Origin of the sequence: Aeribacillus sp. FSL k6-2211, from assembly GCF_037966125.1 — a bacterium.
GTDB classification, from domain to species: Bacteria; Bacillota; Bacilli; order Bacillales; family Aeribacillaceae; genus Aeribacillus; species Aeribacillus composti.
In genome coordinates, this window is sequence record NZ_CP150190.1 from 3,876,593 (window position 1) to 3,902,430 (window position 25,838).

Here is a 25,838-nt window from a genome sequence, read left to right on the forward strand (position 1 = left end):
CTAGATGAAACCGCAGATGCTCCACATCTAATCAATTTTAACTTAAATCAGTTATGAGACACCTCATTTAACTCGTGAACTACTCGTCATTGAAATGACGAGCTTCCTGTTCTACGCAACGAACTGTTGTCCGTTAAACGTATACACAGTCGGCGTGTCCAACACCACTACTGATTGAGATAAAGCCTTAATCTCTTTCAGATACTTTTTGCTGATATTGATAGCACCATTCACATCCGCATTGATGGTTGTATGACAGTCGTTACATACATATAACCCTCGATGAATCCGATTACTCGGCTTTGCGTTTTCTTCACAAGGGAACATTTGGCATACTGAACATGCTTGAGAGGTGTATTCTTCGGTTAATAAACGAACATCTATTCCTTGCTCCTGCGCTTTATACCGTATCATTTGAATGATTTTCGCATACGGAAAACCATGCAATTTTTGATTCGTTTTCTTGTTGAATTTCGCTTGTTCTCGTATACCTGTAATGTCACCAATCACAATCGTTTCGACTCCTTGTTGCAGAGCAATATCAATCACTTTTCTTGTCATACAATGCAACATGTGATGCACTTGTTTTCTTTTCTTTTGATAAAGTTGTAACACACGTCTGGAAGGTTTCGGGTATTGTATTCCTTTAGCACATTGTTGAGCGAAACCAATCGCTTGAAAATGGGCGATTTGTTTATGAAAGTAGCGTTCAACGGATAGCCATTGCCTTCCTGAAATGATGTGTGCTTTTCCTTGATAATCATAACAAGTCATCGCATTGGCAATCCCTAAGTCAATCGATAAAAATTTCGTGCTATTCTTTTGTTTCAATGGTACATCTTTGTATTCTTGAATCAGATAAATCGTATATTCTTTTCGACTGATGGGTTTCACTTCAATCAGTTTTATCTTTTCGATTTCGATATGTTTCGGAATCGGGATATAAAGATAACTTTCTTCCAATCCATACGTTTCTTTTAAAAAGGCTTTTTGAGCCTTTGGAATGGGTAAACGAATTTTGGTATTGTTCTCCACCAATTTGAAACTGTTATTTAGAAAACGGACATTAAAGTTTTGATGTTTGAATCGTGGTGGTTGTGGATTATCTATTCCATTGCTTTCCTTTAGTTTGAAAAAAGACACCCACGCTTCTTGCAAGACTTTTAAGACCTCTTGTGCTGATTGAGCAGGTAATTGTTTATACCAAAAATGTGTTTTTAATCGTTTTTTCTGTTCATACCAATTCGGGAACGGTACACCTTGTTCTTTCGACCAATTCCGTTTTTCATAGTTCCCCACATTCCATAACTTACGACTGGCATAACACAAGTGATATAAGATGATTTGATTGGTTCGATTCGCTTTATAGGTGAAATACGATACCTTTTTCATTTAGTCACCACCTTTCTTTTGGTTAGCAATATAGCGTTTTATGACATCCTCACTAATAGAGCCAACGGTTTCAATATAATAACTAGAGTTCCATAATACTCCTTTCCATAATTTTTGTTTGATTTCAGGAAATTGCAGAAAAATTTTTCTCCCTGAAATCCCTTTTAACATTTTGACAATATAAGAAGGTGCTATTTTTGGATGAGCTGATACAAATACATGAATATGATCTTGTTCACCCACCTCTACCATCTGCAACAGAAAACCTTTTTCTTCTGCAATCTCTTTAAAAATTTTCTTGAGATATAACTCAACCTCTTGTGTCAAAACCTTCTTTCGATATTTCACAGACCATACAATATGATAATTGACATTATAAACACAAGTTCTTGCGTGAATTAAATTTGTTTTCTTCATACATATAGTATATCAAAAATATACAAAAAAACCAATTATTTCAATCTTTAATAAACCACATATAGTCTTTATAAAATATAAAAAAAGCGATTCATCTCCCCTTTAAAAAGGGGAGGATTCTCGCTTGTCTATCCTAAAAATAAAATAGAAGGCACAGACGGCCTTCTTTAATTATTGATTTTCTTGTTCTTCGTTGTTTTCGTCGTTATTATCGTTAGCAGTATCATCTTGATTGTTATCGGCGCCTTCTTCATCATCTGGTGGCAATTCTTCATCTAATGTATTCCCGTTATTGTCTTCATCTGTTGGACCTAGATTTTCTTCTGTATCGTCATTATTGTCCGGAGGGACCTCATCATTCGTATTGCACCCTGTCACCACCATCAACGCCATTAGCATGCTAATCAACATGAACATCCATTTCTTTTTCATATGATTGCTCCTTTCTTATTGTTCATACGTTCTTAACATGCCCAAGTATTTTTAACACATTCAACAAATTTTTCTAAAACACTGATTGAATTTTTCAACCTTCAGTATATGATGACATAGATTGAAGAAAGGATAAGAAGGAATATTCGTAAAAGGAACGATTTCGAAAATAAACTTTTGCAATCCAACATTTTCATATCCAAATGTAAAAAAGAAGAGAAAACACTTTAGAAGGGCTCATAATCGGGGAAAAAACAAACGAAAGCCATATTTTCAACATCAGAAGAAATAAAAAATGAAGATATAGAGATGAATACGCCGTACTGGAGCACATCGAAAATTTTGGGAGAGAATACAGAAAGAAGATCTTTTAAGATGCAAGTACATTCAAAACGAGGTCAATACAACAGCCTCCTTGAAAATTTTTGAAAAAAGCGGCTGTCTAATTTGCTTTTTAATAAAAAACAGATGCCATTATAAGGCACCCGTTTATTTCACAGCAAACGTTAATTCAGCTTCACAAGCGATTTCGTCATCAACCTTTGCAATTCCTTTTGCTTTTCCGATCGGACCCCGCTGTACGATCATTTCCACTTCCAGTTTTAGTTGGTCCCCGGGGCGTACTTGTCTTTTAAAACGGCATTTATCAATGCCAGCAAAAAGAGGGAGCTTCCCTTTATATTCTTCTTTTTTCATCATGGCAACTCCGCCTACTTGAGCCAGTGCTTCAACGATCAAAACGCCTGGCATAACCGGATAATCCGGATAATGTCCGTTAAAAAACGGTTCATTAATTGTGACATTTTTGATGCCGACCGCCCGCTTGCCTTCCTCTAATTCAACAACTCGATCGACTAGCAAAAACGGATATCGATGTGGTATGATCTCTTTTATTTGCTGAATATCCAACATGAAGATGCCTCCTTAAGGATTAAAACGATAGTCTGTTTCCGCAGCTTTTTATGGCTCTAATAAACGATTTATGCCCCATTTTTTCGTCTCCCGATCTCCGGCATGTGAGCAATGCATCAGCTCGTTTCTTAGAACCAGTCTTGCAGAAGATCTTAACAAGGAGGAAAATTCCCCCAGCCTTTCATCAAGTATATTAGAATTACGCGTCCTTTTCAACAAGATCTATGATGTGCTGCCATGTAGACGGTTTAAGTGCATCTAGTGGACGTCCGTCCCCCAACACTCCATATCCGATTATCGCACCGATGGCCATGCTGATGACCATTCCAAAAACAAGTAAAATGAGACGAAGCCAAATTGGAATAAGCCGGACTCGTGTGCGCGTTTTTCTCTTGACTCCGTCCTCTTTTTTCGCTTTTTTCCGTTCTTCCCTTGTTAAAATATCAACTTTTTCCTGAGCAGCCATCATAAAAACTCCCTTAAAAAAATAACAAGTTTTAAAAAGCTGATACAGCAGCTTCTTTTAAGGTCAAAGATCAAAAAGACCTATTTCTATATTCACGGTGAACTACCCCGTTTAAGGCTAGAGGTAAAACTTGTTAAATTGAATTTTTGCCGATTTTCAACTGTTCAACACAATTGCAGAAATCGCTCTATTACCTCACCGTGTTGATTAGTCCAAGCATTTGATCGCCGATCGTGATTGACCGAGCATTTAGTTGGTAGGAGCGTTGTGCGATCATTAAGTCTGTAATTTCTTGAGTCAGGTCGACATTTGAGCTTTCCAGAGCCCCTTGCCGCATGCCGATTTCCGTCCGCAAATCCCCTTCCAAATTCGTCAGCACATCTGTGATGGGCACGTTTCCTAATTGCTGCAAGCCGTATATATTATTGCCGAGTGAAATCATCATGCTCGGACGATCTACTCTGACAACTCCAAGATTAACCGTTTGCGGTAGCTCTCCTTCATTCCGTGGCGCTGCTGTAAGCGTCCCGTTTGCAGAAATGACAATATCTCGAATATCTCCGTCCAAGTAAATCGGGTTTTGATTTTCATCAAGCACTCGGTAGCCGTCTTTCGTCACAAGCATAAGGCGGTTCGTACCATCGTTTGCAGGAGATAAATAAAGAGCACCGTCTCTTGTATACCGGACCTCGCCGTCTACTTCCACTTGTAAAAACTGATCCTTGTGTAAAAGCGCAACATCTAGCTCTCTGCCTGTCGTTTTAATAGCGCCTTGATGAAAGACAAGCTGTTTATCCAGTCTGGCGCCGACGCCAAGACGAAGGCCGTAATCAGTCAATCTGCCTGTTTCTTTTTGAAGATCCGGCTGATTGTTCAGCTCTTGTCTCATCAATTCGTGAAAGGTTGTGCTCGTTTTTTTATAACCGTTTGTATCGATATTCGCTAAGTTATGACCGATTGCATCCAATTGCTGCTGTAACTGATTCATCGTATTAGTCGCTGTAATCATTGAGCGGAGCATTTACAACACCTCTTTGTCAGCCGATGCGGCCGATTTCATTGACTGCTTTGTCCATACTTCTGTCATATGCTTGCAGCACCTTCTGATTTGCTTCAAAAGAACGATAGGCTGTCAGCATACCCGTATAAGCCCTTGCAACATCAACGTTGGAACGTTCAATATATCCTTGGCGCAGCACATATTGCACATTGCCGTTGCCAATTGCACTTGGCAGCTCTGTTCCGTCAGCCGTTCGAAACAAGCCGTTCCCTTCATTGACAAGATTGCGGACATCATCTTCAAACCGAATGTCGATCGTTTGACCTGTGTATTGTCCGTTTTCCAGAACTTCTCCTTCAGGCGTAATAGTAAAATCGTTTCCTTCAATAATAATCGGCGTTCCGGTTACAGACAGGACAGGGTTTCCTGCCATTGTCAGGCGGCCTTGCTCATCAATCGTAAAGTGGCCGTTTCTCGTATATTTCACTTCACCATTTCCCGTTTCAACAGCAAAAAAGAGAGTGCCTTTTAAATTCGTTTCTTCATGAATTGGAACCGCTTCTTCCACTAAAGCTACATCAGTCGGCAAATCAGTTGCACGGATATCCCCTTGGGTAAATAGTGGAATCAATTCTTGCATATAAACGCCTGTATTGACAGATCCAACTTCCGAAATATTTGTCACACCGTTTTTTGTTTCAATTCTTGACAAAAGCATTTCCGGAAAAGCCCGTATTGCAGCCCGGTCAGATTTATATCCCGGCGTGTTAGCGTTGGCTATATTGTTTGAAAGCATTTCCGCATGGCGCTGCTGTGTGAGCATTCCTGCTGCAGCTGTATAGAATCCTCGAAGCATGATTTTTCACCCCATCCAACAAATCCGACATGTTCTCCTAATTTTATATTATAAAGGACTTTTCGATGATTCTCATTACAATTTTTTTATTATCTTATAGGTAAAAGATCACAATTTTCTGATAGGTCTATTATCTTCCGTCTCCTTTCCAAACTGTTCATAAAGAAAAATATCATTTGGATGTTGGGAGCTGAATGGGTATGTAAAAGCAGGATTGGTCTTTCAGATTTGAATCGAGTAGGAGGGAGCGATTAACTCCCGTCCTCTCACACCACCGTACGTACGGTTCCGTATACGGCGGTTCAATTAAGATAATTGACGCAAGTCTTTATAACTTCCGTGAATAGCTGTTCTCTTTATGCCAGTGGTCACTCCACCCTCCAAGAGATCTCCCACGGGATTCACCGCTTCCTCCCTCAAGTGAGGTACTACGTTTTCTGTGTTCATCATGACTCACTGAATGCCAAGGGCTATTCTCTCTTAATTGTTCGGTCCTTCTTAGTTGTTCTAGACCAACTAATACTATGACCTCTGCTGACTTCTGACGGTTCAGCTATCTATCACTAGATAGGTTACCAAGGTTACTTGGCGTGCCAGCCAGACCTCCCCGGGTAAGAGTGTAATCTTTCCTTCCATCCATCTGCTTCATTTACTCTGTATCACCTTCGGCAGAAAGGGCTTTGTTTTGTCTTGCAAACTCACCCAGTGATACCTAGCCTCATATGAAGTTCGTGTTCCTCAGACCGGAAGTTTGCCGCTCGCTTCCTTCAGATTCCGCGTCACCACGGACACCCTTGCGTTAAGCTAACTGCTACTTCTGCCTTCGCAGCTCGGGACTTTCACCCTATAGATTACACCCATGCCGGGCGCACAAGTAAAAAAATCGGCGTAAAAGCCGATTTCTAAAAAACTTATTGCTACGATTTTGTTATATAAACTTTCTTTTTGGCAGTTTGTCCATGTTTTCAAGCATGATTCCTGTTCCGACAGCAACGCAGTGCAGCGGATCATCCGCTATGGTAACCGGAACCTTCAGCTCTTCAGACAAGAGCAGATCAAGCCCATGCAGGAGTGCTCCGCCGCCTGTTAAAATAACACCGCGGTCAATGATGTCTGCAGACAGCTCAGGAGGTGTGCGCTCCAACACATTTTTGGCTGCTTGAATAATGGCTTCGACAGGTTCTTTTAATGCTTGCTCGATTTCTTTCGACCTAATAGTGATCGTCCGAGGCAGTCCTGTGACCATATCACGACCCCGAATATCGATTTCTTCGTCGCGTGCACCTGGAAATACTGTTGCCGCTTTCACTTTAATATCTTCTGCAGTTCGTTCACCGATCAGAAGCTTATACTCCCGTTTAATATAATTTAAAATTTCAAGATCAAATTTGTCTCCAGCCACTTTCAAGGACGAGGCGGTAACGATATCACCCATGGATAGTACAGCTATGTCCGTCGTCCCGCCGCCAATATCCACCACCATGTTTCCACTCGGCTGGAAAATCTCCATCCCAGCGCCAATTGCAGCTACTTTTGGTTCTTCCTCTAAAAAGACTTGCTTGCCGCCGCATTTTTCAGCTGCCTCTCGGATCGCTTTCCGCTCCACTGAAGTAATGTTTGTCGGGCAGCAAATTAAAATCCGCGGCTTTGATATAATGCCTTTGACATTTAACTTATTCAAAAAATGTTTGAGCATTGTTTCTGTAATATCAAAATCTGCGATGACACCATCCTTCAGCGGGCGTATGGCAACAATATTGCCAGGTGTACGGCCAACCATACGTCTCGCTTCCTCGCCAACCGCTAACACCTTTCCGTTGTTGCGGTCAAGTGCCACAACAGAAGGCTCATTTAACACAATGCCTCTGCCCTTTACATGAATCAGCACATTTGCTGTTCCTAGGTCGATTCCTACATCTTTTGAAAACATATTACTATGATCCTCCCTTGCCAATCATCATCTCTCCAACTAATATCCTAATTTCTTATTGTATCATATAATTGCATAAAAAGTATGATTTTGTAAAAAAAGACAAGATTTTCGGAGAGTTTTGTCGGTTGGCGTCGAGAATCATCATCGTTTTATCGGTTCTTTTTGCTGTTCTTCTTTTTTATATTTTAATTTTGTTGCTTCTCCGCCACGAAGATGGCGAATCGATTTATGATAATCTAGTATTTTCTTTACTTCGTTTGCTAAATCAGGATTTATCTCCGGCAGCCTTTCCGTTAAATCTTTATGGACGGTACTCTTGGAAACGCCAAACTCTTTCGCGATTACACGAACAGTTTTTTTCGTCTCCACGATATACTTTCCAATCTTGATTGTGCGTTCTTTGATGTAATCGTGCACACCACTCGACCTCCCTAATGTGGATGTGAGAAGTGTGAAATGAGATTCGCATGCACAGTGTATACAGCTATATACATGATGTAGAATCTAAAGTTGCCATTTTTGCTGTATTGATCATCTATCTCCACGATCCCTCACCTCAAACACTCTCTTGTTAGGTTTGTAACATTTTATTAGCTTGGGTGAAGATATATTCTTGAAAAGTCAAGAAGGACAAGGGATTTATGAAAATTTATTTTCCACTTAAAGTCGAGGGCATGTTTCGACACTTTTCATTGATTAGTTTTTCGACGATATACACTAATCATTTTCCGGGAAATATGTATAATTCCAGTGAAAAAAAGAAAACATCTGCTCCTTTTTGGAACAGATGTCGAGAAATGGAGAATGGTTTGATTCTTATGACAAAACAGAAAAACATTTTTGATGAGCTCTTCGGCAATGTGGACAAGTTCTCTCTTGCTTTTTTATGTTCCTAAAATATTTGACTTGTTCAGGCTTTTATTAGCGCAGATACCGAAATTGTTCAGACCTTATCGGGTCTATTTAATAAAATTTCGTTCAATGATCATATATGTTCACTTTCCAAACTTTCGTTTATTCATCATATATGCCAGCTCCGACTGATATTTGGCGCATGATGCGCATCTGCTCAAAATAAAGCTTTTGAGCCTCTTGAACGGAAACCGGCTGAAAGCGAATCTTTGCCCCTGGCACCGCTTGAGCAACGTACATCAAATCCACTGTAATGACTGTTCCGATTCTCGTATATCCGCCCGTTGTTTGCCGATCAGCCATTAAAATGATCGGCTGTCCGTCAGCAGGTATTTGAATTCCGCCAAGGGGAGCAGCTTCCGACAAAATGTCGGCAGGCTTTCTATGAGAAATTTTCGGCCCTTTCAGCCGATAGCCCATTCTGTCCGATTGCGGTGTGACTTCATATACAGAAGAAAAGAAAGTATCGATTCCTTCTTTTGTAAACGCCTCTTCATGTGGACCCGGGACAATGCGAATGGTCATGTGCTTTTCGTATTTCGGGATAAGGGAAGGGGATAACATTCGGCCAATCGTGCTTGTTTTTACAGCATCTGAACCCATGATTACATCCCCTTTTTGAAGGGCTCTTCCATTTAATCCTCCTATTCCCGCTTTTAAGTACGTTGATTTGCTCCCCATGACCTTAGGGACGTTAATTCCGCCTGCGATTGCGATATAGGCTCTCGCTCCGCTTTTTAAACCGGTAAAAGAAAGTTGATCTCCCTTTTTCAGCAGCACGCTTTTCCATAACGGAGCGTCTTTCCCATTGATTTTTGCCGCTAGATCGCCTCCGCATATCGCAATCACAATATCACGGACGGCCCTTAAGGAAGGACCTGCGATTGTTGCTTCCAGCACCGCTTCATCTTTTCGGTTGCCGACTAAAAGATTTGCGATTTGCATGGAAAACGAATCCATAGCGCCGGCAACAACAACTCCGTATTGCTGATAGCCCGTTCTTCCTAAATCTTGAACAGTCGTTAACAAACCAGGCTTTTCAACTAACAATATTTCTTTCATCTTTTTTCGCTCCCGGATTGACAATACGAATATTTTCTTCTTCCAGTCTGCTTTTTAAAACTTCAGCGAATGCTAATGCCTTCGGACCGTCGCCATGGATGCAGATTGTATCAGCTTGAATGGGGATGTCTTGCCCGTTGATTGCCGCTACTTTTCCCTCCTTCACCATACGGAGAACTCTTTCTACCGCTTCCTCTGGATCGTGTATGATTGCATTTTTTTCTGATCTTGAAGTTAATGTTCCGTCAGGCTGATACGTTCTGTCGGCAAAGACTTCATGCGCGACCGTAAGCCCGATCTTTTCCCCCGCACGGCAAAGGACGCCTCCTGAGAGTCCATATAGTATAAGCGACTCGTCAACATCTTTTACTGCTTGAGCAATCGCCTCCGCTAACGCCTTGTCTTTTTCAGCCATATTGTATAGAGCACCGTGGGGCTTCACATGGTTCAGCTTCATCCCTTTTGATGCCGCCACAGCCTGCAAAGCTCCAATTTGATAAACGACCATATTGTAGACTTCCTCAGGGGATACTTTCAATTCCCTTCGTCCGAATCCGGCTAAATCGTTCAACCCTGGATGAGCGCCTATCGCCACATCAAACTTTTTCGCAAGCTCTACCGTCCGCATCATGACATTATGGTCGCCGGCATGAAATCCACAAGCAATGTTGGCTGAAGAAATACAGCGAAGCAGTTCTTCATCATTGCCAATTTTAAAATGGCCGAAGCTTTCCCCTAAATCGCTGTTTAAGTCAACAGATATCATGTTTCTGCCGCCTCCTTTTTATATTTGACCACTTTATATGAACCCTTTTGCACCTGCTGTTCAATTTTTTCATATTCTCTTTCCGTAATGGGGACAAATCGGATGTAATCGCCGGCTTTTAGCAATGTTGGATCTTGTTTCTGCGGATCATACAATTTGACAGGCGTTCTCCCGATGATTTGCCAGCCTCCCGGTGTTTCCAAAGGATAAATCCCTGTTTGCTCCCCGGCAATTCCGATTGAACCGGCAGGAATTCTAGATCTGGGTGTCTTTTTCCTCGGCGCCGCAATTCTTTTGTCCATTCCGCCTAAATATGGAAAACCTGGAACAAACCCAATCATATAAATCAAATAATCGGAGGATGAATGAATCTTCACTACTTCTTCTTCCGACAATCCATTCGTTTCAGCAACAAACTGAATATCTGGTCCTGCCTCCTTGCCATATAATGTCGGAATTTCAATGACTATTGGATCCGGCACTGGCATGCTTTCTATCTTTTCTCCAATTTTTAAAAGCTTTTGAGAAAGTTCATCGTACGAAATAATATTTGGTCGATAAAAAACAGCAAGGGTGGTGTAAGCAGGAACCCATTCGACTATTCCTTCAATGCGGATTTGTTCCAGCCGATATACATATTGGCGGATTTGTTGATAAATTGCTTCGGAAATCTCCGTGCCGAATTGAATGATGATTCCTGTATCACCAAGCGGTTGAATCAAAAATTCCACCGTTTTCCACCCTCCTTTTGAAAAAGTGCTTTTACGCAGCAAAACACTTATTTTTGCAGCTTCTGTGTAAAGCTTGTCAATCCGGCCAAAACGACTGCTGCGGATGTTTTTTTCAGCACTGGTGGATTGCTGCTGTTAAGCAAGTTTTCCAGTCCACATAAACCGTTAATCGAAGCGTTCGTATCAAAAAGAAATCGACATAAAAAAGCCCCGATCACTCAATGGAAGCAAAAATTTATTTAATACTCTGGTACGCAATTAAAATATACATACTCGCAGATGGCAGATCTGATTGAATTCTTTCGCTGCACAAACTGCCAGAAAAACAGGATCGCCCATAATCATGCAACGAACAATTTTCCGCAGGAAAACTCAACATCAGTCTATAGATTCAAACAAATTTAAACAGTCGAACAATCATGTTGTGAACTACTCGTCATTGAAATGACGAGCTTCCTGTTCTACGCAACGAACTGTTGTCCGTTAAACGTATACACAGTCGGCGTGTCCAACACCACTACTGATTGAGATAAAGCCTTAATCTCTTTCAGATACTTTTTGCTGATATTGATAGCACCATTCACATCCGCATTGATGGTTGTATGACAGTCGTTACATACATATAACCCTCGATGAATCCGATTACTCGGCTTTGCGTTTTCTTCACAAGGGAACATTTGGCATACTGAACATGCTTGAGAGGTGTATTCTTCGGTTAATAAACGAACATCTATTCCTTGCTCCTGCGCTTTATACCGTATCATTTGAATGATTTTCGCATACGGAAAACCATGCAATTTTTGATTCGTTTTCTTGTTGAATTTCGCTTGTTCTCGTATACCTGTAATGTCACCAATCACAATCGTTTCGACTCCTTGTTGCAGAGCAATATCAATCACTTTTCTTGTCATACAATGCAACATGTGATGCACTTGTTTTCTTTTCTTTTGATAAAGTTGTAACACACGTCTGGAAGGTTTTGGGTATTGTATTCCTTTAGCACATTGTTGAGCGAAACCAATCGCTTGAAAATGGGCGATTTGTTTATGAAAGTAGCGTTCAACGGATAGCCATTGCCTTCCTGAAATGATGTGTGCTTTTCCTTGATAATCATAACAAGTCATCGCATTGGCAATCCCTAAGTCAATCGATAAAAATTTCGTGCTATTCTTTTGTTTCAATGGTACATCTTTGTATTCTTGAATCAGATAAATCGTATATTCTTTTCGACTGATGGGTTTCACTTCAATCAGTTTTATCTTTTCGATTTCGATATGTTTCGGAATCGGGATATAAAGATAACTTTCTTCCAATCCATACGTTTCTTTTAAAAAGGCTTTTTGAGCCTTTGGAATGGGTAAACGAATTTTGGTATTGTTCTCCACCAATTTGAAACTGTTATTTAGAAAACGGACATTAAAGTTTTGATGTTTGAATCGTGGTGGTTGTGGATTATCTATTCCATTGCTTTCCTTTAGTTTGAAAAAAGACACCCACGCTTCTTGCAAGACTTTTAAGACCTCTTGTGCTGATTGAGCAGGTAATTGTTTATACCAAAAATGTGTTTTTAATCGTTTTTTCTGTTCATACCAATTCGGGAACGGTACACCTTGTTCTTTCGACCAATTCCGTTTTTCATAGTTCCCCACATTCCATAACTTACGACTGGCATAACACAAGTGATATAAGATGATTTGATTGGTTCGATTCGCTTTATAGGTGAAATACGATACCTTTTTCATTTAGTCACCACCTTTCTTTTGGTTAGCAATATAGCGTTTTATGACATCCTCACTAATAGAGCCAACGGTTTCAATATAATAACTAGAGTTCCATAATACTCCTTTCCATAATTTTTGTTTGATTTCAGGAAATTGCAGAAAAATTTTTCTCCCTGAAATCCCTTTTAACATTTTGACAATATAAGAAGGTGCTATTTTTGGATGAGCTGATACAAATACATGAATATGATCTTGTTCACCCACCTCTACCATCTGCAACAGAAAACCTTTTTCTTCTGCAATCTCTTTAAAAATTTTCTTGAGATATAACTCAACCTCTTGTGTCAAAACCTTCTTTCGATATTTCACAGACCATACAATATGATAATTGACATTATAAACACAAGTTCTTGCGTGAATTAAATTTGTTTTCTTCATACATATAGTATATCAAAAATATACAAAAAAACCAATTATTTCAATCTTTAATAAACCACATATAGTCTTTATAAAATATAAAAAAAGCGATTCATCTCCCCTTTAAAAAGGGGAGGATTCTCGCTTGTCTATCCTAAAAAGACGCTTTTTTCTCAACTGGCGAATGAAAAAGAAACTAAAATACTATATTGCGAGCGGAGACACTGTTAATACGTTCAATCGGCTACACGTTTCCCCACTATCATGCATGCGGATGCTTACTGGTGGCGGATAGACGAGATTCAATCGGCTACACGTTTCCCCACTATCACTAAATCTCGCTCAACACCGTCCAGTACCGCCACACGGGGAAAGTGCCCCCAATCTCGGAATCCATTTTTGTAAAACAGCTTTAAGCTCGGGATGTTGTGCTTGAAAATAAAGCCAAGCAAATTTTTTATTTGGAGGCTTGGAGCCTTTTCTATAGCGGTCTTCAAGGCAAAATCGCCGATTTGTTTTCCCCGGTACTGTTCATCAATGTAAATGCTAATTTCCGCAGTTCCGTTATAAGCAGGCCTTCCATAAAAGGATTGAAAGCTGAGCCAGCCAGCTACGTTTCCATCCTGTTCGATCATCCACAACGGTCTCGTTTTTGGATTGTGCTCATGAAACCACTGTATGCGGTCTTCCACTGAAATAGGTTCAGTATCAGCTGTCACCATCCGGCTTGGGATCGTTGAATTGTAGATCGAGACGATTTTAGGCAAGTCATGTATCGTTGCATCTCGAAAAAGAATATTTTCCACGTGCTTCTTCCTTTCTCTTGCTTAGATTGATTCTATTATATATGGAATAAAGTGAATTTTCGATCGCTTCACATTATGTTTTGAAAAAATGCTTCGGCAAGCCTGCTTTCTCGCTTGCACCTTACCGTACGTTGTTTCTTGTACCGTTTATGAAAAATTTTTTGGTCTGTTCTTTATGAAAAATTCAGCAGCCTATGCTCATTTAATTTTTACCAGATATGATTTAGACAAAAAAAAACCTACTCGTTTGAGTAGGATTGTATTGGTTAAGGTTTAGTTGTAGAATTATCAGATTTTTCTTGTTCTGAATTTTCCTTTGACTGAGATTGTTCTTCATCAGGCTGAGTTTCATCTGATGGGGCTGTTTCGTCTGAAGTAGCTTCCTCTCCATCTTTATTTTCTTCTTTTTGTGCTGCCCCGTCAGAAGGCTCTTCAACAGATTTTTCAGTTAAACTTGTTAACGGCTCGTCCATGTAGTTTAATGGATTGTAGGCTTTACCGTCTTTGCGGATCTCAAAGTGAACATGGACGCCAGCGTCTTTATTGAATTGGTTTTTCCCAGCTTGTCCGATAATTTCTCCTTGTTTAACTTTGTCGCCGACCTGTACTTTCGTATCGGCAAGCGATTGGTAAATGGTTTTTACACCGTTTTCATGTTCAATTTCTACGACATATCCTAAAAGAGAATCTTTTTCAGCTTTTGCAACCGTTCCGCTTAAAGATGCAATGACTTCAAATGCTTTTCCATCATTTGATGCGATATCGATACCTTGGTTTGGATGGTATGTGTTATTATGGAAGACAAGTGCCGTTTCTTGTTCTTTTTCTGAAGCATTAAAGTCATAAAAGTTTGTTACTACCTTCACAGCATCAGGATCGATGGCCGGCATTTTGAAGTTTTCGACGGATTGATTTACTTCCACCGATTGATCTTCATTATAGGAAACGTCTGTACCATCGTCCGTTGATAAATCGTTTGCATCATTGTTGCGGATTGCTTGATACCATAAAACGGCTGTTAAAATAACGGCTGCACTGACTAAATAAATAGCAGGAAAAACCCATTTTTTTCTGAAAAACTGTTGGAACTTCGAGCCTTGAGAAGTACGTTTCTTTTCTTCCTCTCTCATTGTTCATCACCTCAGCAACCATTGTGAACAAGTTTGAGAGAATCTATACATCAAAATAAAATTTTTTCTTTTATTTTTTGCCATTTCTTTTTTTCTATGCATATTGTTGAAAAATATTTGAAGGAGTTTGGATCATGAAGAAGTTTGCGGTATATGTAATCAGTATTTTACCGATTATGTATATGGCGGTCATTTGGATCTTGTCGAGCTATCCAGCTGACACTTTCGTCAAAACGCCGTTTTCGTTCGACCATTTATTGAAAGAGTCGCTTCATCTCATTGAGTTCGGAATTCTTTATTGGCTTTTCATTTTCGCCTTCGCTGTCCATGAAAAGCTTACAGAAAAATTAAGTTTCGCCTCAGCGATGATCGCTGTTTTTTACGGGCTGTGTGATGAAATTCATCAATATTTCGTTCCCTCAAGATCTGCGACATTCATTGATCTTATTAAGGATACAATCGGTGTTTTCGCATCCTACTATATCGTCAAAATCTTTTATTTCCAAAAAGACGAATCGAAGCTAAAAACGTTTTTTTGCAAATTAGCAGCATTAAAAAGATCCCAGCGCTTTTAAGGCTGGGATCTAAAAAAGAATTTATCGAATCGATCAATATTTCATTTAGTTCGAAATGAAGTTGGCAGCTTACTGGCACTATCAGCGGTTCCCCTAAAGAAAATCGAGTAGGAGGGAGCGATTAACTCCCGTCCTCTCACACCACCGTACGTACGGTTCCGTATACGGCGGTTCAATTAAGATAATTGACGCAAGTCTTTATAACTTCCGTGAATAGCTGTTCTCTTTATGCCAGTGGTCACTCCACCCTCCAAGAGGTCTCCCACGGGATTCACCGCTTCCTCCCTCAAGTGAGGTACTACGTTTTCTGTGTTCATCATGACTCACTGAATGCCAAGGGCTATTCTCTCTTAATTGTTCGGTCCTTCTTAGTTGTTCTAGACCAACTAATACTATGACCTCTGCTGACTTCTGACGGTTCAGCTACTTATCACTAAGTAGGTTATGAAGCGCATTTCACCTATCCGCCAGACCTCCCCGGGTAAGTACATGCACTTTCACACCATCTATCCGCCTCATTTACTCGATATGACCTTCGACAGAAAGAGCTTTGTTTTGTTTTGCAAACTCACTCAATCATACCTAGCCTTATATGAGGTTCGTGTTCCTCGGACCGGTGTTTTGCCTCCAGCTTCCTTCAGATTCCGCGTCACCACGGACACCCTTGCTCTTGGCTAACCTCTACTTCTGTCTTCGGGGTTCGGGACTTACACCCTATAGTTCATGTACATGCCGGGCGCACCAAATGTGAGAAAACCGATTACCGATTTTCTTACAAAACGCACCGATTTTTTATTTTTTCGCCATATATTTTGATAAAAACGGGTTGGCTTGCGAAATTTCAATTCCCTGGTAGTAATGTGAGACAATCTCTTTATAATTTTTCCCTTCCTGCGCCATAAAATTGGCACCGTACTGACTCATGCCGACTCCGTGTCCGTATCCTTTTGTCGTAACAATAATTTGGTCGCCTTTCAATGTCCACGAAAAATCCGTTGACCTTAGACCTAGCTTTTCTCTTATTTCCCTTCCAGTAAACTTTTTCCCGTTAATTTCGACTAGAGCGACCCTGTGTCCTGGCGTCCTTTCGATAATTTTTCCAATTGAATTGCCTTTCCCTATTTTAATCCCTAATTTTTGTTCAAACTCTTGAACGGTAAATACCTCCCTAGCGAGAAATTTTTCCGATTTCTCATCCCAAGGGCTTTCCACGCTTTTTAAATAAGGAAGGGCGTTCGGCCAAATGGCCTCCGAATTTTCCGTATATCCATTGCTCGTTGAAAAAAAAGAAGCATCAATCGGCTTGTCGTCATACGTTAAAATTTGGCCTCTTGTTTCGGCAACAGCTTCTTTAATCTTTTTTATTTTCCAATCAAAATCTTTTTTCCAAATTCTCCTTAATTCTTCTTCATTTTTATAAACTTGATGGAGCTCAGTATCCGTGACTACCGCTCCTTCGGGAGAGCCGACATTTTGGCCCGTAAACAGCTCTTTCACGATGTACGTTCTAGCAGCTAAAGCTTGAGCCTTTAACGCTTCTTTTTCAAATTCTGCGGGCATCTCGGCGGCGACAACACCGACCACATATTCTTCAAGCGGAACTTCATCAATTTTTTTTTCTTGGGAACGATAAATTGGTACAGAAACTTTTGATTCCTTTTGTAGCACATCCGTTGTTTTCTTCTCGGCTAGTTCCTCGCCAAGCGTAGCTTTCGTCTTTTCGGCAAACGGGGCTACCAGCAAACTTGGCACCATCAAAATAATGAAAAATATTGCTGCAAAAAAAAGAAAGAACGGTTTCACTCGTTTCATATTACAGCCCCCATTTCTTTTATCGCTGACTTCAGTAAAGTTTATGGGGAAGGACAACCTTTTATGACTGAAATCGGAGATGCTGTTTGCAGGGGGAGTTTTATGTATAAAACGAAAAAATATGAAAAAAATAAGCGGGTAATACGAAAAAGAAGCTAGCATCTCCTAAAAGAGGCTAGCTTCTTTTGTGAAATTATACATTTAAATTCGTTGCAACGGCTTGTTGTTCAATTGCCGGGATGTCTGCTTCATCATTGACGCGTTCAATATCTGCGCCAAGCTCTTTTAACTTCTCATGAAAACGGACGTAGCCGCGATCTAAATGCTTCAGCTCCGTAACCCGTGTATACCCTTCTGCAGCAAGCCCAGCTAAAATTAATGCAGCTGCCGCTCTTAAATCGGTTGCCGTTACTTCTGCACCTTGAAGCTTTACAGGACCATTGATAATACAAGAGCGGCCTTCGATTTTAATATCTCCGTTCATACGACGAAATTCTTCTACATGCATAAAGCGGTTTTCAAATACCGTTTCGGTAATTACGCTAGTTCCGTTTGCCTGAAGCAGCAGGGCCATCATCTGAGACTGCATGTCAGTAGGAAAACCTGGATGAGGCATTGTTTTAATATCCACTGCCTTCAATGTTTCCGGACCAATGACACGAATGCCTTCTTCTTCCTCGATAATGGTTACGCCCATTTCTTCCATTTTCGCAATTAATGATGTCAAATGCTCCGGAACTGCTCCTTTTACAAGGACATTCCCTTTCGTAATGGCAGCAGCAACCATAAATGTTCCTGCTTCAATACGATCTGGAATAATTAAATGCTTTGCACCGTGCAAGGAATCTACACCTTCAATTCTGATAGTACCAGTGCCTGCGCCGCGGACATTTCCGCCCATTTTGTTTATAAAATTCGCAAGGTCGACAATTTCAGGCTCCTTTGCACAGTTTTCGATTACAGTTGTTCCTTCTGCAAGTGCGGCTGCCATCATAATGTTTTCTGTTGCGCCGACACTTGGGAAATCCAAATAAATTTTGGCTCCGCGAAGTCTGCCATTCACTTCTGCGTCAATAAAGCCGTTGCCGACTTTTATCGTTGCACCCATCGCTTCGAAGCCTTTCAAGTGCTGATCAATCGGACGGGATCCGATGGCACATCCTCCCGGCAAAGCAACACGTGCACGGCCTTTGCGGGCAAGAAGAGGTCCCATAACAAGCACAGATGCACGCATTTTTCTAACATATTCAAATGACGCTTCCGTTAAAAGCTCTCCGCATGCATCGACAACTACTTGATTACCATCAAAACGAACCTCTGCTCCGAGATAGCGGAGAACTTCGTTTATCGTGTAAACATCGGAGAGCTTAGGAACATCACAAATTTCACTCTTTCCTTCACTAGCTAATAAAGATGCAGCGATGACAGGTAAAACGGCATTTTTGGCTCCTTCGATCTTTACTGTACCGTTTAACTTTCGACCGCCGCGGACGATGATTTTTTCCAAGGTATTCCCCTCCGCGTCCCATTTTCTCTATATTAATATTCAGTTGTAATAATAGGTGTTCCTACTGTTACAGTAGTTCTTTCGCCCATTCCTGCACTTCTGAGCGAAATTTGAATGTTCATCTTTCCATTTTTCGTTTTAATAGAATGATCCCAATCGTTTGTAAAACCGGATATGGAAACGAAGCGTTGCTCGTTTAAGCTTTCCACCGGTTTTGCATGAAACCTTTTTAAAAGGTTATTTGCCTCAAAAAACAAAACACCTTTCATCTTATCATCTGTATAGCCTTTGACACAAGTGAAAAATGTAGGATTTCCTGGAATTTTGTCGAAAATGTGACGGTTAAAATAGCGCTCCAGCTTCATCCATGCACGGCCATTCCAACGTTTCCCTGTTGCTTCATATATAACTTGAATTTTCGGGCTTGCTTTTGCATGAGGTTTAATAATTTGCAATGTTTCAGTGATCTGCTTATCGCTGTTGTAATAAGTGCCGGTCCACTTTTCAAAATTACCGCTTTCCAAGTAAGACCAATTAAATTGACGAAACTGTGTGTAGATTCGTTTCACTTTTTTGCTTTTTTGAGAAAAAGAAAATTTTGCAAAAATTGACCATTCTGCCACATCTATGTTTTGTTGATGAAATTGCTCCACGATTTCCTCTACGTGAATATCGTGTCTTTCAGCATTCGTTCGTTCTGTGTGCCAAGCTGACAAAAGAAAACCGAATAAAAATATGAAAATAAAGACAAAATATAAATTTTTCACCGCCATCACCCTTTCCTTATTAAAAGTGTTGCCGGAAAGGGTTTTGGCATACGTGGAAAAAGTCGTCAAGATTAGACAACAGCCTTTATGTATTCATTGTTCCTCGACATGTTTAAAAAAGATATTGCAGCTGCTGTGACCAAAAAAAATAGTTCAAGAAAAAATTGCTCACAGATGACGCAATGGCGATGGTCAATAAAATGAGCAAAAGCCTTGTCTCGACAACTCTTCCTTTACGAATGATTTTTTCAATTTGAAGAGCCTGTAAAGCCCGCCAAGTTAGAAAAATAAATACTAAATTTACTATGATGCTAATGAGCGCCTGCTGGCCTAGCCCCGTCACATTACTCCTCCTTCCGAAATCTTCCTTTCTTGTTTCACAAACCCACTTTATTATATAAAAATCTTTCCTATTCATGCACACTTTTTATTTGATTTTGTGAAAACAATGGTTAGGCAGTTTTTTCATGTTGTTATTTCTTATAAATGAAGCATTCATTGATGTGGAATGTAGATAGGAGGTCAATTCGTTATTTTTGGATTTGCAGTTTTAGAGTTGAATGATGCGATTACATGTTGTCCATTTTTTGCTGTCAATAAAAGTAAGTTGCCGATTTTTTGCATCCAGGCTAGAGCCAACATTGCAAAATAGCCATGATCATGATTTCTTAGTTTTTTCAAAAAAGACGACCCGAACTTAAGCGCCGGGACGTCTTAAATGAGAAATTAAAAGTTCTTTTTCGCCACGTTAATACGATTGATGGCACGTTGCAGCGCCAGCTCAGCACGTTTAATATCTATGTCTTCCTGCCCTTGGCCTTTGCGCTGCAAGCGTTCCTCAGCACGTTTCTTTGCAGCTTCCGCGCGGGCAACATCGATATCTTCAGCTCTTTCAGCTGCTTGTGCCAAGATCGTGACTTTATCAGGGCGAACTTCCAAAAAACCTCCGCTGACAGCCACGAGTTCTGTATTATTTCCTTTTTTCAGCCGAACTGCGCCAATTGCAAGCGGCGCAACCATTGGAATATGACCAGGCAAAATTCCAAGCTCGCCGCTTTGAGCTTTGGCGCTGACCAATTCTATATCCGCATCATAAACTGGGCCATCGGGAGTGACGACACTGACTTGTACGGTCTTCATATTCAGTTCCTCCTAGGGTCCCAAAATATTATACTTCAACGCCCATTTGCTTCGCTCTTTCAAGGACATCTTCAATTGTGCCCACTAAGCGGAACGCATCTTCAGGAATGTGGTCGTACTTACCTTCAAGAATTTCTTTAAATCCACGTACAGTCTCTTTTACAGGCACATATGAACCAGGCTGTCCTGTAAACTGCTCTGCAACGTGGAAGTTTTGTGATAAGAAAAATTGGATTCTTCTAGCACGATGTACAACAAGCTTATCTTCATCTGAAAGCTCGTCCATACCAAGGATTGCAATAATATCTTGCAACTCTCTATATCTTTGCAATGTTGCCTGAACTTGGCGGGCAACGTTGTAATGCTCTTCACCGACGATTTCCGGAGCCAATGCACGTGACGTTGAAGCAAGTGGATCCACCGCTGGATAAATACCCATCTCTGATAGCTTACGGTCAAGGTTTGTTGTCGCATCTAAGTGTGCGAATGTTGTAGCCGGAGCAGGGTCTGTATAGTCGTCAGCAGGCACGTAAATCGCCTGAATCGATGTAACAGAACCTACGTTTGTTGATGTAATCCGCTCCTGCAATTGTCCCATTTCTGTCGCAAGCGTCGGTTGGTATCCAACAGCAGAAGGCATACGTCCAAGCAACGCAGATACTTCGGAACCAGCTTGTGTAAAGCGGAAGATGTTGTCGATGAAGAAGAGAACGTCTTGCCCTTGCTCATCACGGAAATATTCAGCCATTGTCAGACCTGTTAATGCAACGCGCATACGCGCTCCAGGCGGCTCGTTCATTTGTCCGAACACCATTGCTGTTTTGCTGATAACGCCGGAGTCTTTCATTTCAAAGTATAGGTCGTTTCCTTCACGAGTACGCTCCCCAACTCCAGCAAATACGGAAATACCGCCGTGCTCTTGTGCAATGTTATTGATCAGCTCTTGGATTAAAACCGTTTTTCCAACTCCTGCACCGCCGAACAAGCCGATTTTTCCACCTTTAATATATGGAGCAAGCAAGTCAACAACTTTAATTCCTGTTTCCAAAATTTCAACTTGTGTTGACAGCTGTTCAAATTTCGGAGCAGGCTTGTGAATTGGATCCCGGCGCGCTTCCGCTGGAATTGGGTCTCCGAGGTCAATATGGTCCCCTAACACATTGAATACCCGTCCTAATGTGACATCTCCAACTGGCACGGAGATTGGAGCGCCTAAGTCTTCGACTTCCATTCCGCGCGTTACGCCGTCCGTTGAAGCCATAGCGATTGTCCGAACGGTGTCATCCCCTAAATGAAGCGCTACTTCCAACGTCAAATCAATGTCTACCTCATTTTCATTGCGCGCTTTATGTGAAATTTTTAGGGCGTTATAAATTTCCGGCAAATGTCCGCTTTCAAACTTTACGTCCACTACCGGACCCATTACTTGAACTACGCGTCCTTTCATGTTCCTGTTTCCCTCCTAACGTACTGTTTCAGTGATCTATTCAAGCGCTGATGCCCCGCCAACAATTTCTGTAATTTCTTGTGTAATCGCTGCCTGACGAGCTCTGTTGTAGGAAAGAGTCAGCGTATTGATCAGTTCTTTTGCGTTGTCTGTTGCATTCTTCATTGCCGTCATTCTCGCAGCATGTTCGCTTGCTTTGCTGTCAAGCAAGGCGCCGTAAATTAAACTTTCAGCATATTGCGGCAAAAGCACTGCCAAAATGTCTTCCTGAGACGGTTCAAATTCATAAGACGTCATTTTTTTATTCGCAGCGATGTCCGAAAGCGGCAGCAGCTTTTTCTCCGTTACTTCCTGCTGGATGGCGCTGACATAATGGTTGTAGAACATATAAATTTCATCTACTTTTCCATCCTCGAACAGCTTGACTGTATTGGAAGCAATTTCTTTAATATCCGAAAAGCTTATATCATCGCCTAATCCGACAATTTCTTCAACGACAGGCATACCGCGTTTTTTGAAAAAATCGCGGCCGACTTTTCCGATGGCAATCACGGCATATTCATCCGTCGAACGATGCCGTTCTTGAATCGTTTGATAAACGGCGCGCAGCACGTTGCTGTTAAACGCACCGGCAAGCCCTCGATCCGATGTAATAACAACGTATCCTGTCTTTTTGACCGGACGCTTTTCAAGCATCGGGTGGCTAACGTCCGTACTCCCAAGGGCGATGTTTGCCACAACTTCTTGAATTTTCTCCATGTAAGGCACAAATGACTTGGCGCTGGTTTCCGCCCGATTCAGCTTCGAAGCTGAAACCATCTCCATCGCCTTTGTAATTTGGCTTGTCTTCTTCGTCGAATTGATGCGTGTTTTAATATCGCGCAACGATGCCAAAGGTTCTCACCACCTTTTTGAAAAATAGCCGATCATGTTTTGAAAACGGCTGTGAAAAGAATCCCCGTATTTTCACAGCCTTATCGTTCTTTATTCAGAAACTGCAAAAGTTTTTTTGAATCCTTTGATGGCTTTTTCCATTTTCTCGTCTTCAGGCAGATTTCCTGTCGAACGGATTTCTTCAAGAAGCTCTTTTTCATTTTGATCTAAATAAGCATAAAATTCTTCTTCAAAGCGGCGAATATCCTCAACAGGAATATCATCTAAAAATCCTTTTGTTAAGGTGTAAAGGATCATGACTTGTTTTTCAACTGGGATCGGCTTATTAATGCCTTGCTTCAATACTTCAACTGTGCGCATACCGCGGTTTAACTTCGCCTGAGTTGCCTTATCTAGATCTGAACCGAATTGAGCGAATGCTTCAAGCTCTCTGTATGCTGCAAGGTCTAGCCGAAGCGTACCCGAAACTTTTTTCATCGCTTTGATTTGCGCTGCACCGCCGACGCGGGAAACGGACAATCCGGCGTTTACCGCAGGGCGCACACCTGAGAAAAATAGGTCAGATTGCAAGAAAATTTGCCCGTCTGTAATGGAAATTACGTTCGTAGGAATGTAAGCTGAAATGTCGCCAGCCTGTGTTTCAACAAACGGCAATGCCGTCAAAGACCCGCCGCCTTTTGCATCGCTAAGTTTTGCTGCGCGTTCCAATAGACGGGAGTGCAAGTAAAAGACATCCCCAGGGAACGCTTCACGTCCAGGTGGACGGCGTAGTAATAGAGAAAGCTCACGGTAAGCGGCAGCTTGCTTTGAAAGATCATCATATACGATAAGGACGTGTTTTCCTTGGTACATAAAATATTCGCCCATAGATACACCAGCGTATGGAGCCAAATACAGCAATGGAGCCGGCTGAGACGCAGATGCCGTTACAACGATCGTATAATCTAATGCACCGTGTTTACGGAGTGTTTCAACAACATTTCGAACTGTTGATTCTTTTTGTCCGATCGCAACATAAATACAAATCATGTTTTCTTCTTTTTGGTTAATGATTGTGTCGATCGCAATTTGTGTTTTACCTGTTTGACGGTCACCGATGATGAGCTCGCGTTGTCCGCGGCCAATTGGGATAAGAGCGTCGATCGCTTTAATACCCGTTTGCAGCGGTTCATGAACAGATTTCCGGTCCATGACGCCTGGGGCAGGGCTTTCAATCGGACGTGTTTTTGTTGTTTCAATCGGGCCTAACCCGTCCACTGGTTGTCCAAGCGGATTTACAACGCGGCCGATCAGCTCTTCTCCAACAGGAACTTCCATAATCCGTCCTGTTCTTCTCACTTCATCGCCTTCACGAATGTCTTTAAAAGGGCCTAAAATAACAATACCGACGTTATTTTCTTCAAGGTTTTGGGCTAATCCCATAACGCCGTTTGAAAATTCGACAAGCTCACCGGCCATGACATTGTCGAGGCCATGAGCACGTGCGATCCCGTCACCTACTTGAATAACTGTGCCGACATCGCTAACTTCTATTTCAGACTGATAGTTTTCAATTTGCTTTTTTATCAGTGCACTAATTTCTTCAGCTTTGATGCTCATGAGTTTCACCCCTATCTACGAACTTTTCGCTAAATTCCGCCCGATGCGTTCGAGCTTACTCTTGATGCTACCGTCAAAAATACGATTGCCGATTTGAAGTTTCAGTCCGCCAATTAAGTTCTGATCAATGATGTTTGTGATCTTAAGCGATTTTTTTCCGACCTTTTGCGCAAATACTTCTGAAAGAGCCTGCTTTTCTTCATCTTTCAACGGACGGACGGAGTAAACCGTTGCTTCTGCTGTTTGCTGTTCTTCATTTGCAAGCTCCACAAAGTTATCTACAAGTTCGGGAACTAAGCGGATGCGATGGCGATCGATAAGCAGAAGAAGAGTATTGATAATTTCAGCACTCAATGAAGAAAACGCTTCATTGACTAATGATTTTTTGTTTTCGAGCAACACCTTCGGATGCTCTAAAATTTGCAGCATTTTTTGATTTTCAACAAACACTTGCTTTACAATTCGCAATTCTTCTTCAAACTGCTTCACTTGATTTTTTTCCTTTGCAATTTGAAAAAGAGCTGACGCATAGCGCTTTGCCACTCCGCCAATCATAATTGTTCTCCTACCTCTTTAATATAATCATTGATCAGCTTCTCTTGCTCAGCTTCATTCAATTCTTTTTCAATCACTTTGGAAGCAATAAGAACGGATAATGATGCCACTTGATTACGTAATTCAGCAACAGCTTGCTCTTTTTCGTGTTCGATTTCTTTTTTGGCTGCTTCTTTCAGTCTTTCTGCCTCCGCACGAGCCGCTTGAATAATATCTTCTTTTTGCTGTTCGCCAAGTTTTTTCGCATTTTCAACAAGCTCCTGTGCTTCGATGCGGGCCTGCTTTAATAGCTCACGCTGCTCTTCGGCAAGCTTTTTGGCTTCCTCATGCTTTTCTTCCGCAGCATTTATTTCATTTGCAATAAATTCTTCCCTCTGTTTCATAATGCCCATAAGCGGACCAAAAGCATATTTTTTGAGCAATGCTAACAAAACTAAAAATACAACGAGCTGAACGAGCATATCTCCTGCTGCGAAGCCTCCAGCTCCGAGGGCAAATTCAACTGTTAACACGGCTTCGTTTCACTCCCTTCAAAACTTCCGTTTTCCAACTACCGGCTATATTGGGACTCTGTTACCATTCACAACAT

General features: G+C 41.2%; 27 protein-coding genes. 1 reads left to right on the forward strand and 26 read right to left on the reverse strand.

The window, feature by feature from the left end; all coding sequences use genetic code 11:
• Window positions 1-111 precede the first annotated feature (111 nt).
• From NSU19_RS18575 to NSU19_RS18650, 16 genes are all read right to left on the reverse strand, one after another.
• Window positions 112-1,392: an RNA-guided endonuclease TnpB family protein gene (locus NSU19_RS18575; protein ID WP_094246128.1), complete on the reverse strand. Its 1,281-nt coding sequence runs from the start codon at window positions 1,390-1,392 to the stop codon at window positions 112-114.
• Window positions 1,393-1,809: an IS200/IS605 family transposase gene (gene tnpA / locus NSU19_RS18580; RefSeq protein ID WP_094246129.1), complete on the reverse strand. Its 417-nt coding sequence runs from the start codon at window positions 1,807-1,809 to the stop codon at window positions 1,393-1,395.
• 171 nt (window positions 1,810-1,980) lie between these two features.
• Complete coding sequence (locus tag NSU19_RS18585; RefSeq protein WP_339197989.1) at window positions 1,981-2,241, reverse strand: hypothetical protein; 261 nt, start codon at window positions 2,239-2,241, stop codon at window positions 1,981-1,983.
• 489 nt (window positions 2,242-2,730) lie between these two features.
• Window positions 2,731-3,153, reverse strand: a complete 423-nt coding sequence (gene fabZ / locus NSU19_RS18590; protein WP_144597821.1) for a 3-hydroxyacyl-ACP dehydratase FabZ — start codon at window positions 3,151-3,153, stop codon at window positions 2,731-2,733.
• 199 nt (window positions 3,154-3,352) lie between these two features.
• Entirely contained in the window at window positions 3,353-3,619 is a 267-nt protein-coding gene (locus tag NSU19_RS18595; protein ID WP_094244698.1) for a DNA-directed RNA polymerase subunit beta, read from the reverse strand.
• Window positions 3,620-3,809: 190 nt separating this feature from the next.
• Window positions 3,810-4,640 carry a flagellar hook-basal body protein gene (locus NSU19_RS18600; RefSeq protein ID WP_066248024.1) on the reverse strand — a complete coding sequence of 277 codons (831 nt, stop codon included), beginning with the start codon at window positions 4,638-4,640 and terminating at the stop codon, window positions 3,810-3,812.
• A 16-nt stretch (window positions 4,641-4,656) separates the two neighbouring features.
• The gene (locus NSU19_RS18605) at window positions 4,657-5,475 is read right to left on the reverse strand and encodes a flagellar hook-basal body protein (RefSeq protein WP_339197992.1); all 819 of its coding nucleotides are present in this window, start codon (window positions 5,473-5,475) and stop codon (window positions 4,657-4,659) included.
• 928 nt (window positions 5,476-6,403) lie between these two features.
• Entirely contained in the window at window positions 6,404-7,405 is a 1,002-nt protein-coding gene (locus tag NSU19_RS18610) for a rod shape-determining protein (RefSeq protein WP_063388998.1), read from the reverse strand.
• 144 nt (window positions 7,406-7,549) lie between these two features.
• Complete coding sequence (gene spoIIID, locus NSU19_RS18615; protein ID WP_063388999.1) at window positions 7,550-7,825, reverse strand: sporulation transcriptional regulator SpoIIID; 276 nt, start codon at window positions 7,823-7,825, stop codon at window positions 7,550-7,552.
• A gap of 597 nt (window positions 7,826-8,422) precedes the next feature.
• Window positions 8,423-9,382: a biotin-dependent carboxyltransferase family protein gene (locus NSU19_RS18620; RefSeq protein WP_063389001.1), complete on the reverse strand. Its 960-nt coding sequence runs from the start codon at window positions 9,380-9,382 to the stop codon at window positions 8,423-8,425.
• Window positions 9,360-10,148: a 5-oxoprolinase subunit PxpA gene (locus NSU19_RS18625; RefSeq protein WP_339197994.1), complete on the reverse strand. Its 789-nt coding sequence runs from the start codon at window positions 10,146-10,148 to the stop codon at window positions 9,360-9,362. The genes NSU19_RS18620 and NSU19_RS18625 overlap by 23 nt, the downstream gene beginning before the upstream one ends.
• The gene (gene pxpB, locus NSU19_RS18630; RefSeq protein ID WP_339197996.1) at window positions 10,145-10,879 is read right to left on the reverse strand and encodes a 5-oxoprolinase subunit PxpB; all 735 of its coding nucleotides are present in this window, start codon (window positions 10,877-10,879) and stop codon (window positions 10,145-10,147) included. The genes NSU19_RS18625 and pxpB overlap by 4 nt, the downstream gene beginning before the upstream one ends.
• Window positions 10,880-11,340: 461 nt before the next feature.
• Window positions 11,341-12,621, reverse strand: coding sequence for an RNA-guided endonuclease TnpB family protein (locus NSU19_RS18635; protein ID WP_094246128.1), 1,281 nt, complete (start codon window positions 12,619-12,621; stop codon window positions 11,341-11,343).
• Window positions 12,622-13,038, reverse strand: a complete 417-nt coding sequence (tnpA, locus tag NSU19_RS18640; protein WP_094246129.1) for an IS200/IS605 family transposase — start codon at window positions 13,036-13,038, stop codon at window positions 12,622-12,624.
• A 281-nt stretch (window positions 13,039-13,319) separates the two neighbouring features.
• Entirely contained in the window at window positions 13,320-13,823 is a 504-nt protein-coding gene (locus NSU19_RS18645; protein WP_063389004.1) for a GNAT family N-acetyltransferase, read from the reverse strand.
• Window positions 13,824-14,089: 266 nt separating this feature from the next.
• Entirely contained in the window at window positions 14,090-14,953 is an 864-nt protein-coding gene (locus tag NSU19_RS18650) for a M23 family metallopeptidase (protein WP_339197998.1), read from the reverse strand.
• Between the two features lie 134 nt (window positions 14,954-15,087).
• On the opposite strand from NSU19_RS18650, the gene NSU19_RS18655 reads away from it, so the two are divergent.
• Window positions 15,088-15,528, forward strand: a complete 441-nt coding sequence (locus NSU19_RS18655; protein WP_339198000.1) for a VanZ family protein — start codon at window positions 15,088-15,090, stop codon at window positions 15,526-15,528.
• A gap of 792 nt (window positions 15,529-16,320) precedes the next feature.
• Here the strand turns inward: NSU19_RS18655 and spoIID are convergent.
• The 10 genes from spoIID to atpF form a co-directional block, all read right to left on the reverse strand.
• On the reverse strand, window positions 16,321-17,340 hold the full coding sequence (spoIID, locus tag NSU19_RS18660; RefSeq protein WP_063389007.1) for a stage II sporulation protein D: 1,020 nt from the start codon (window positions 17,338-17,340) through the stop codon (window positions 16,321-16,323).
• A gap of 193 nt (window positions 17,341-17,533) precedes the next feature.
• Window positions 17,534-18,847 carry a UDP-N-acetylglucosamine 1-carboxyvinyltransferase gene (gene murA / locus NSU19_RS18665; protein WP_311066654.1) on the reverse strand — a complete coding sequence of 438 codons (1,314 nt, stop codon included), beginning with the start codon at window positions 18,845-18,847 and terminating at the stop codon, window positions 17,534-17,536.
• Window positions 18,848-18,879: 32 nt separating this feature from the next.
• Window positions 18,880-19,614, reverse strand: a complete 735-nt coding sequence (locus tag NSU19_RS18670) for a YwmB family TATA-box binding protein (protein ID WP_339198002.1) — start codon at window positions 19,612-19,614, stop codon at window positions 18,880-18,882.
• Window positions 19,615-19,726: 112 nt separating this feature from the next.
• Window positions 19,727-19,957 (reverse strand): DUF1146 family protein, encoded by a 231-nt coding sequence (locus NSU19_RS18675; protein ID WP_063389010.1) that lies wholly within the window; start codon window positions 19,955-19,957, stop codon window positions 19,727-19,729.
• Between the two features lie 383 nt (window positions 19,958-20,340).
• Window positions 20,341-20,754 (reverse strand): F0F1 ATP synthase subunit epsilon, encoded by a 414-nt coding sequence (locus NSU19_RS18680; RefSeq protein WP_327848525.1) that lies wholly within the window; start codon window positions 20,752-20,754, stop codon window positions 20,341-20,343.
• 28 nt (window positions 20,755-20,782) lie between these two features.
• A complete protein-coding gene (gene atpD, locus NSU19_RS18685) occupies window positions 20,783-22,201 on the reverse strand; it encodes a F0F1 ATP synthase subunit beta (protein ID WP_063389012.1) in 1,419 nt (472 codons plus the stop codon).
• 36 nt (window positions 22,202-22,237) lie between these two features.
• Window positions 22,238-23,095, reverse strand: coding sequence for an ATP synthase F1 subunit gamma (gene atpG / locus NSU19_RS18690; RefSeq protein WP_066251293.1), 858 nt, complete (start codon window positions 23,093-23,095; stop codon window positions 22,238-22,240).
• Between the two features lie 90 nt (window positions 23,096-23,185).
• Entirely contained in the window at window positions 23,186-24,694 is a 1,509-nt protein-coding gene (atpA, locus tag NSU19_RS18695; RefSeq protein WP_063389014.1) for a F0F1 ATP synthase subunit alpha, read from the reverse strand.
• A 15-nt stretch (window positions 24,695-24,709) separates the two neighbouring features.
• The gene (locus NSU19_RS18700) at window positions 24,710-25,249 is read right to left on the reverse strand and encodes a F0F1 ATP synthase subunit delta (RefSeq protein ID WP_339198005.1); all 540 of its coding nucleotides are present in this window, start codon (window positions 25,247-25,249) and stop codon (window positions 24,710-24,712) included.
• Window positions 25,246-25,710, reverse strand: coding sequence for a F0F1 ATP synthase subunit B (atpF, locus tag NSU19_RS18705; RefSeq protein ID WP_339200057.1), 465 nt, complete (start codon window positions 25,708-25,710; stop codon window positions 25,246-25,248). Before atpF ends, NSU19_RS18700 begins: the two co-directional genes overlap by 4 nt.
• Window positions 25,711-25,838 lie beyond the last annotated feature (128 nt).

Excerpts from the sequence above, each read along its gene's own strand:
- NSU19_RS18575 (WP_094246128.1), bottom strand. The coding sequence starts at position 1,392 with ATGAAAAAGGTATCGTATTTCACCTATAAAGCGAATCGAACCAATCAA.
- tnpA (WP_094246129.1), bottom strand. The coding sequence starts at position 1,809 with ATGAAGAAAACAAATTTAATTCACGCAAGAACTTGTGTTTATAATGTC.
- NSU19_RS18585 (WP_339197989.1), bottom strand. The coding sequence starts at position 2,241 with ATGAAAAAGAAATGGATGTTCATGTTGATTAGCATGCTAATGGCGTTG.
- fabZ (WP_144597821.1), bottom strand. The coding sequence starts at position 3,153 with ATGTTGGATATTCAGCAAATAAAAGAGATCATACCACATCGATATCCG.
- NSU19_RS18595 (WP_094244698.1), bottom strand. The coding sequence starts at position 3,619 with ATGGCTGCTCAGGAAAAAGTTGATATTTTAACAAGGGAAGAACGGAAA.
- NSU19_RS18600 (WP_066248024.1), bottom strand. The coding sequence starts at position 4,640 with ATGCTCCGCTCAATGATTACAGCGACTAATACGATGAATCAGTTACAG.
- NSU19_RS18605 (WP_339197992.1), bottom strand. The coding sequence starts at position 5,475 with ATGCTTCGAGGATTCTATACAGCTGCAGCAGGAATGCTCACACAGCAG.
- NSU19_RS18610 (WP_063388998.1), bottom strand. The coding sequence starts at position 7,405 with ATGTTTTCAAAAGATGTAGGAATCGACCTAGGAACAGCAAATGTGCTG.
- NSU19_RS18620 (WP_063389001.1), bottom strand. The coding sequence starts at position 9,382 with ATGAAAGAAATATTGTTAGTTGAAAAGCCTGGTTTGTTAACGACTGTT.
- NSU19_RS18625 (WP_339197994.1), bottom strand. The coding sequence starts at position 10,148 with ATGATATCTGTTGACTTAAACAGCGATTTAGGGGAAAGCTTCGGCCAT.
- NSU19_RS18635 (WP_094246128.1), bottom strand. The coding sequence starts at position 12,621 with ATGAAAAAGGTATCGTATTTCACCTATAAAGCGAATCGAACCAATCAA.
- tnpA (WP_094246129.1), bottom strand. The coding sequence starts at position 13,038 with ATGAAGAAAACAAATTTAATTCACGCAAGAACTTGTGTTTATAATGTC.
- NSU19_RS18650 (WP_339197998.1), bottom strand. The coding sequence starts at position 14,953 with ATGAGAGAGGAAGAAAAGAAACGTACTTCTCAAGGCTCGAAGTTCCAA.
- NSU19_RS18655 (WP_339198000.1), top strand. The coding sequence starts at position 15,088 with ATGAAGAAGTTTGCGGTATATGTAATCAGTATTTTACCGATTATGTAT.
- spoIID (WP_063389007.1), bottom strand. The coding sequence starts at position 17,340 with ATGAAACGAGTGAAACCGTTCTTTCTTTTTTTTGCAGCAATATTTTTC.
- NSU19_RS18680 (WP_327848525.1), bottom strand. The coding sequence starts at position 20,754 with ATGAAGACCGTACAAGTCAGTGTCGTCACTCCCGATGGCCCAGTTTAT.
- atpD (WP_063389012.1), bottom strand. The coding sequence starts at position 22,201 with ATGAAAGGACGCGTAGTTCAAGTAATGGGTCCGGTAGTGGACGTAAAG.
- atpA (WP_063389014.1), bottom strand. The coding sequence starts at position 24,694 with ATGAGCATCAAAGCTGAAGAAATTAGTGCACTGATAAAAAAGCAAATT.
- NSU19_RS18700 (WP_339198005.1), bottom strand. The coding sequence starts at position 25,249 with ATGATTGGCGGAGTGGCAAAGCGCTATGCGTCAGCTCTTTTTCAAATT.
- atpF (WP_339200057.1), bottom strand. The coding sequence starts at position 25,710 with ATGCTCGTTCAGCTCGTTGTATTTTTAGTTTTGTTAGCATTGCTCAAA.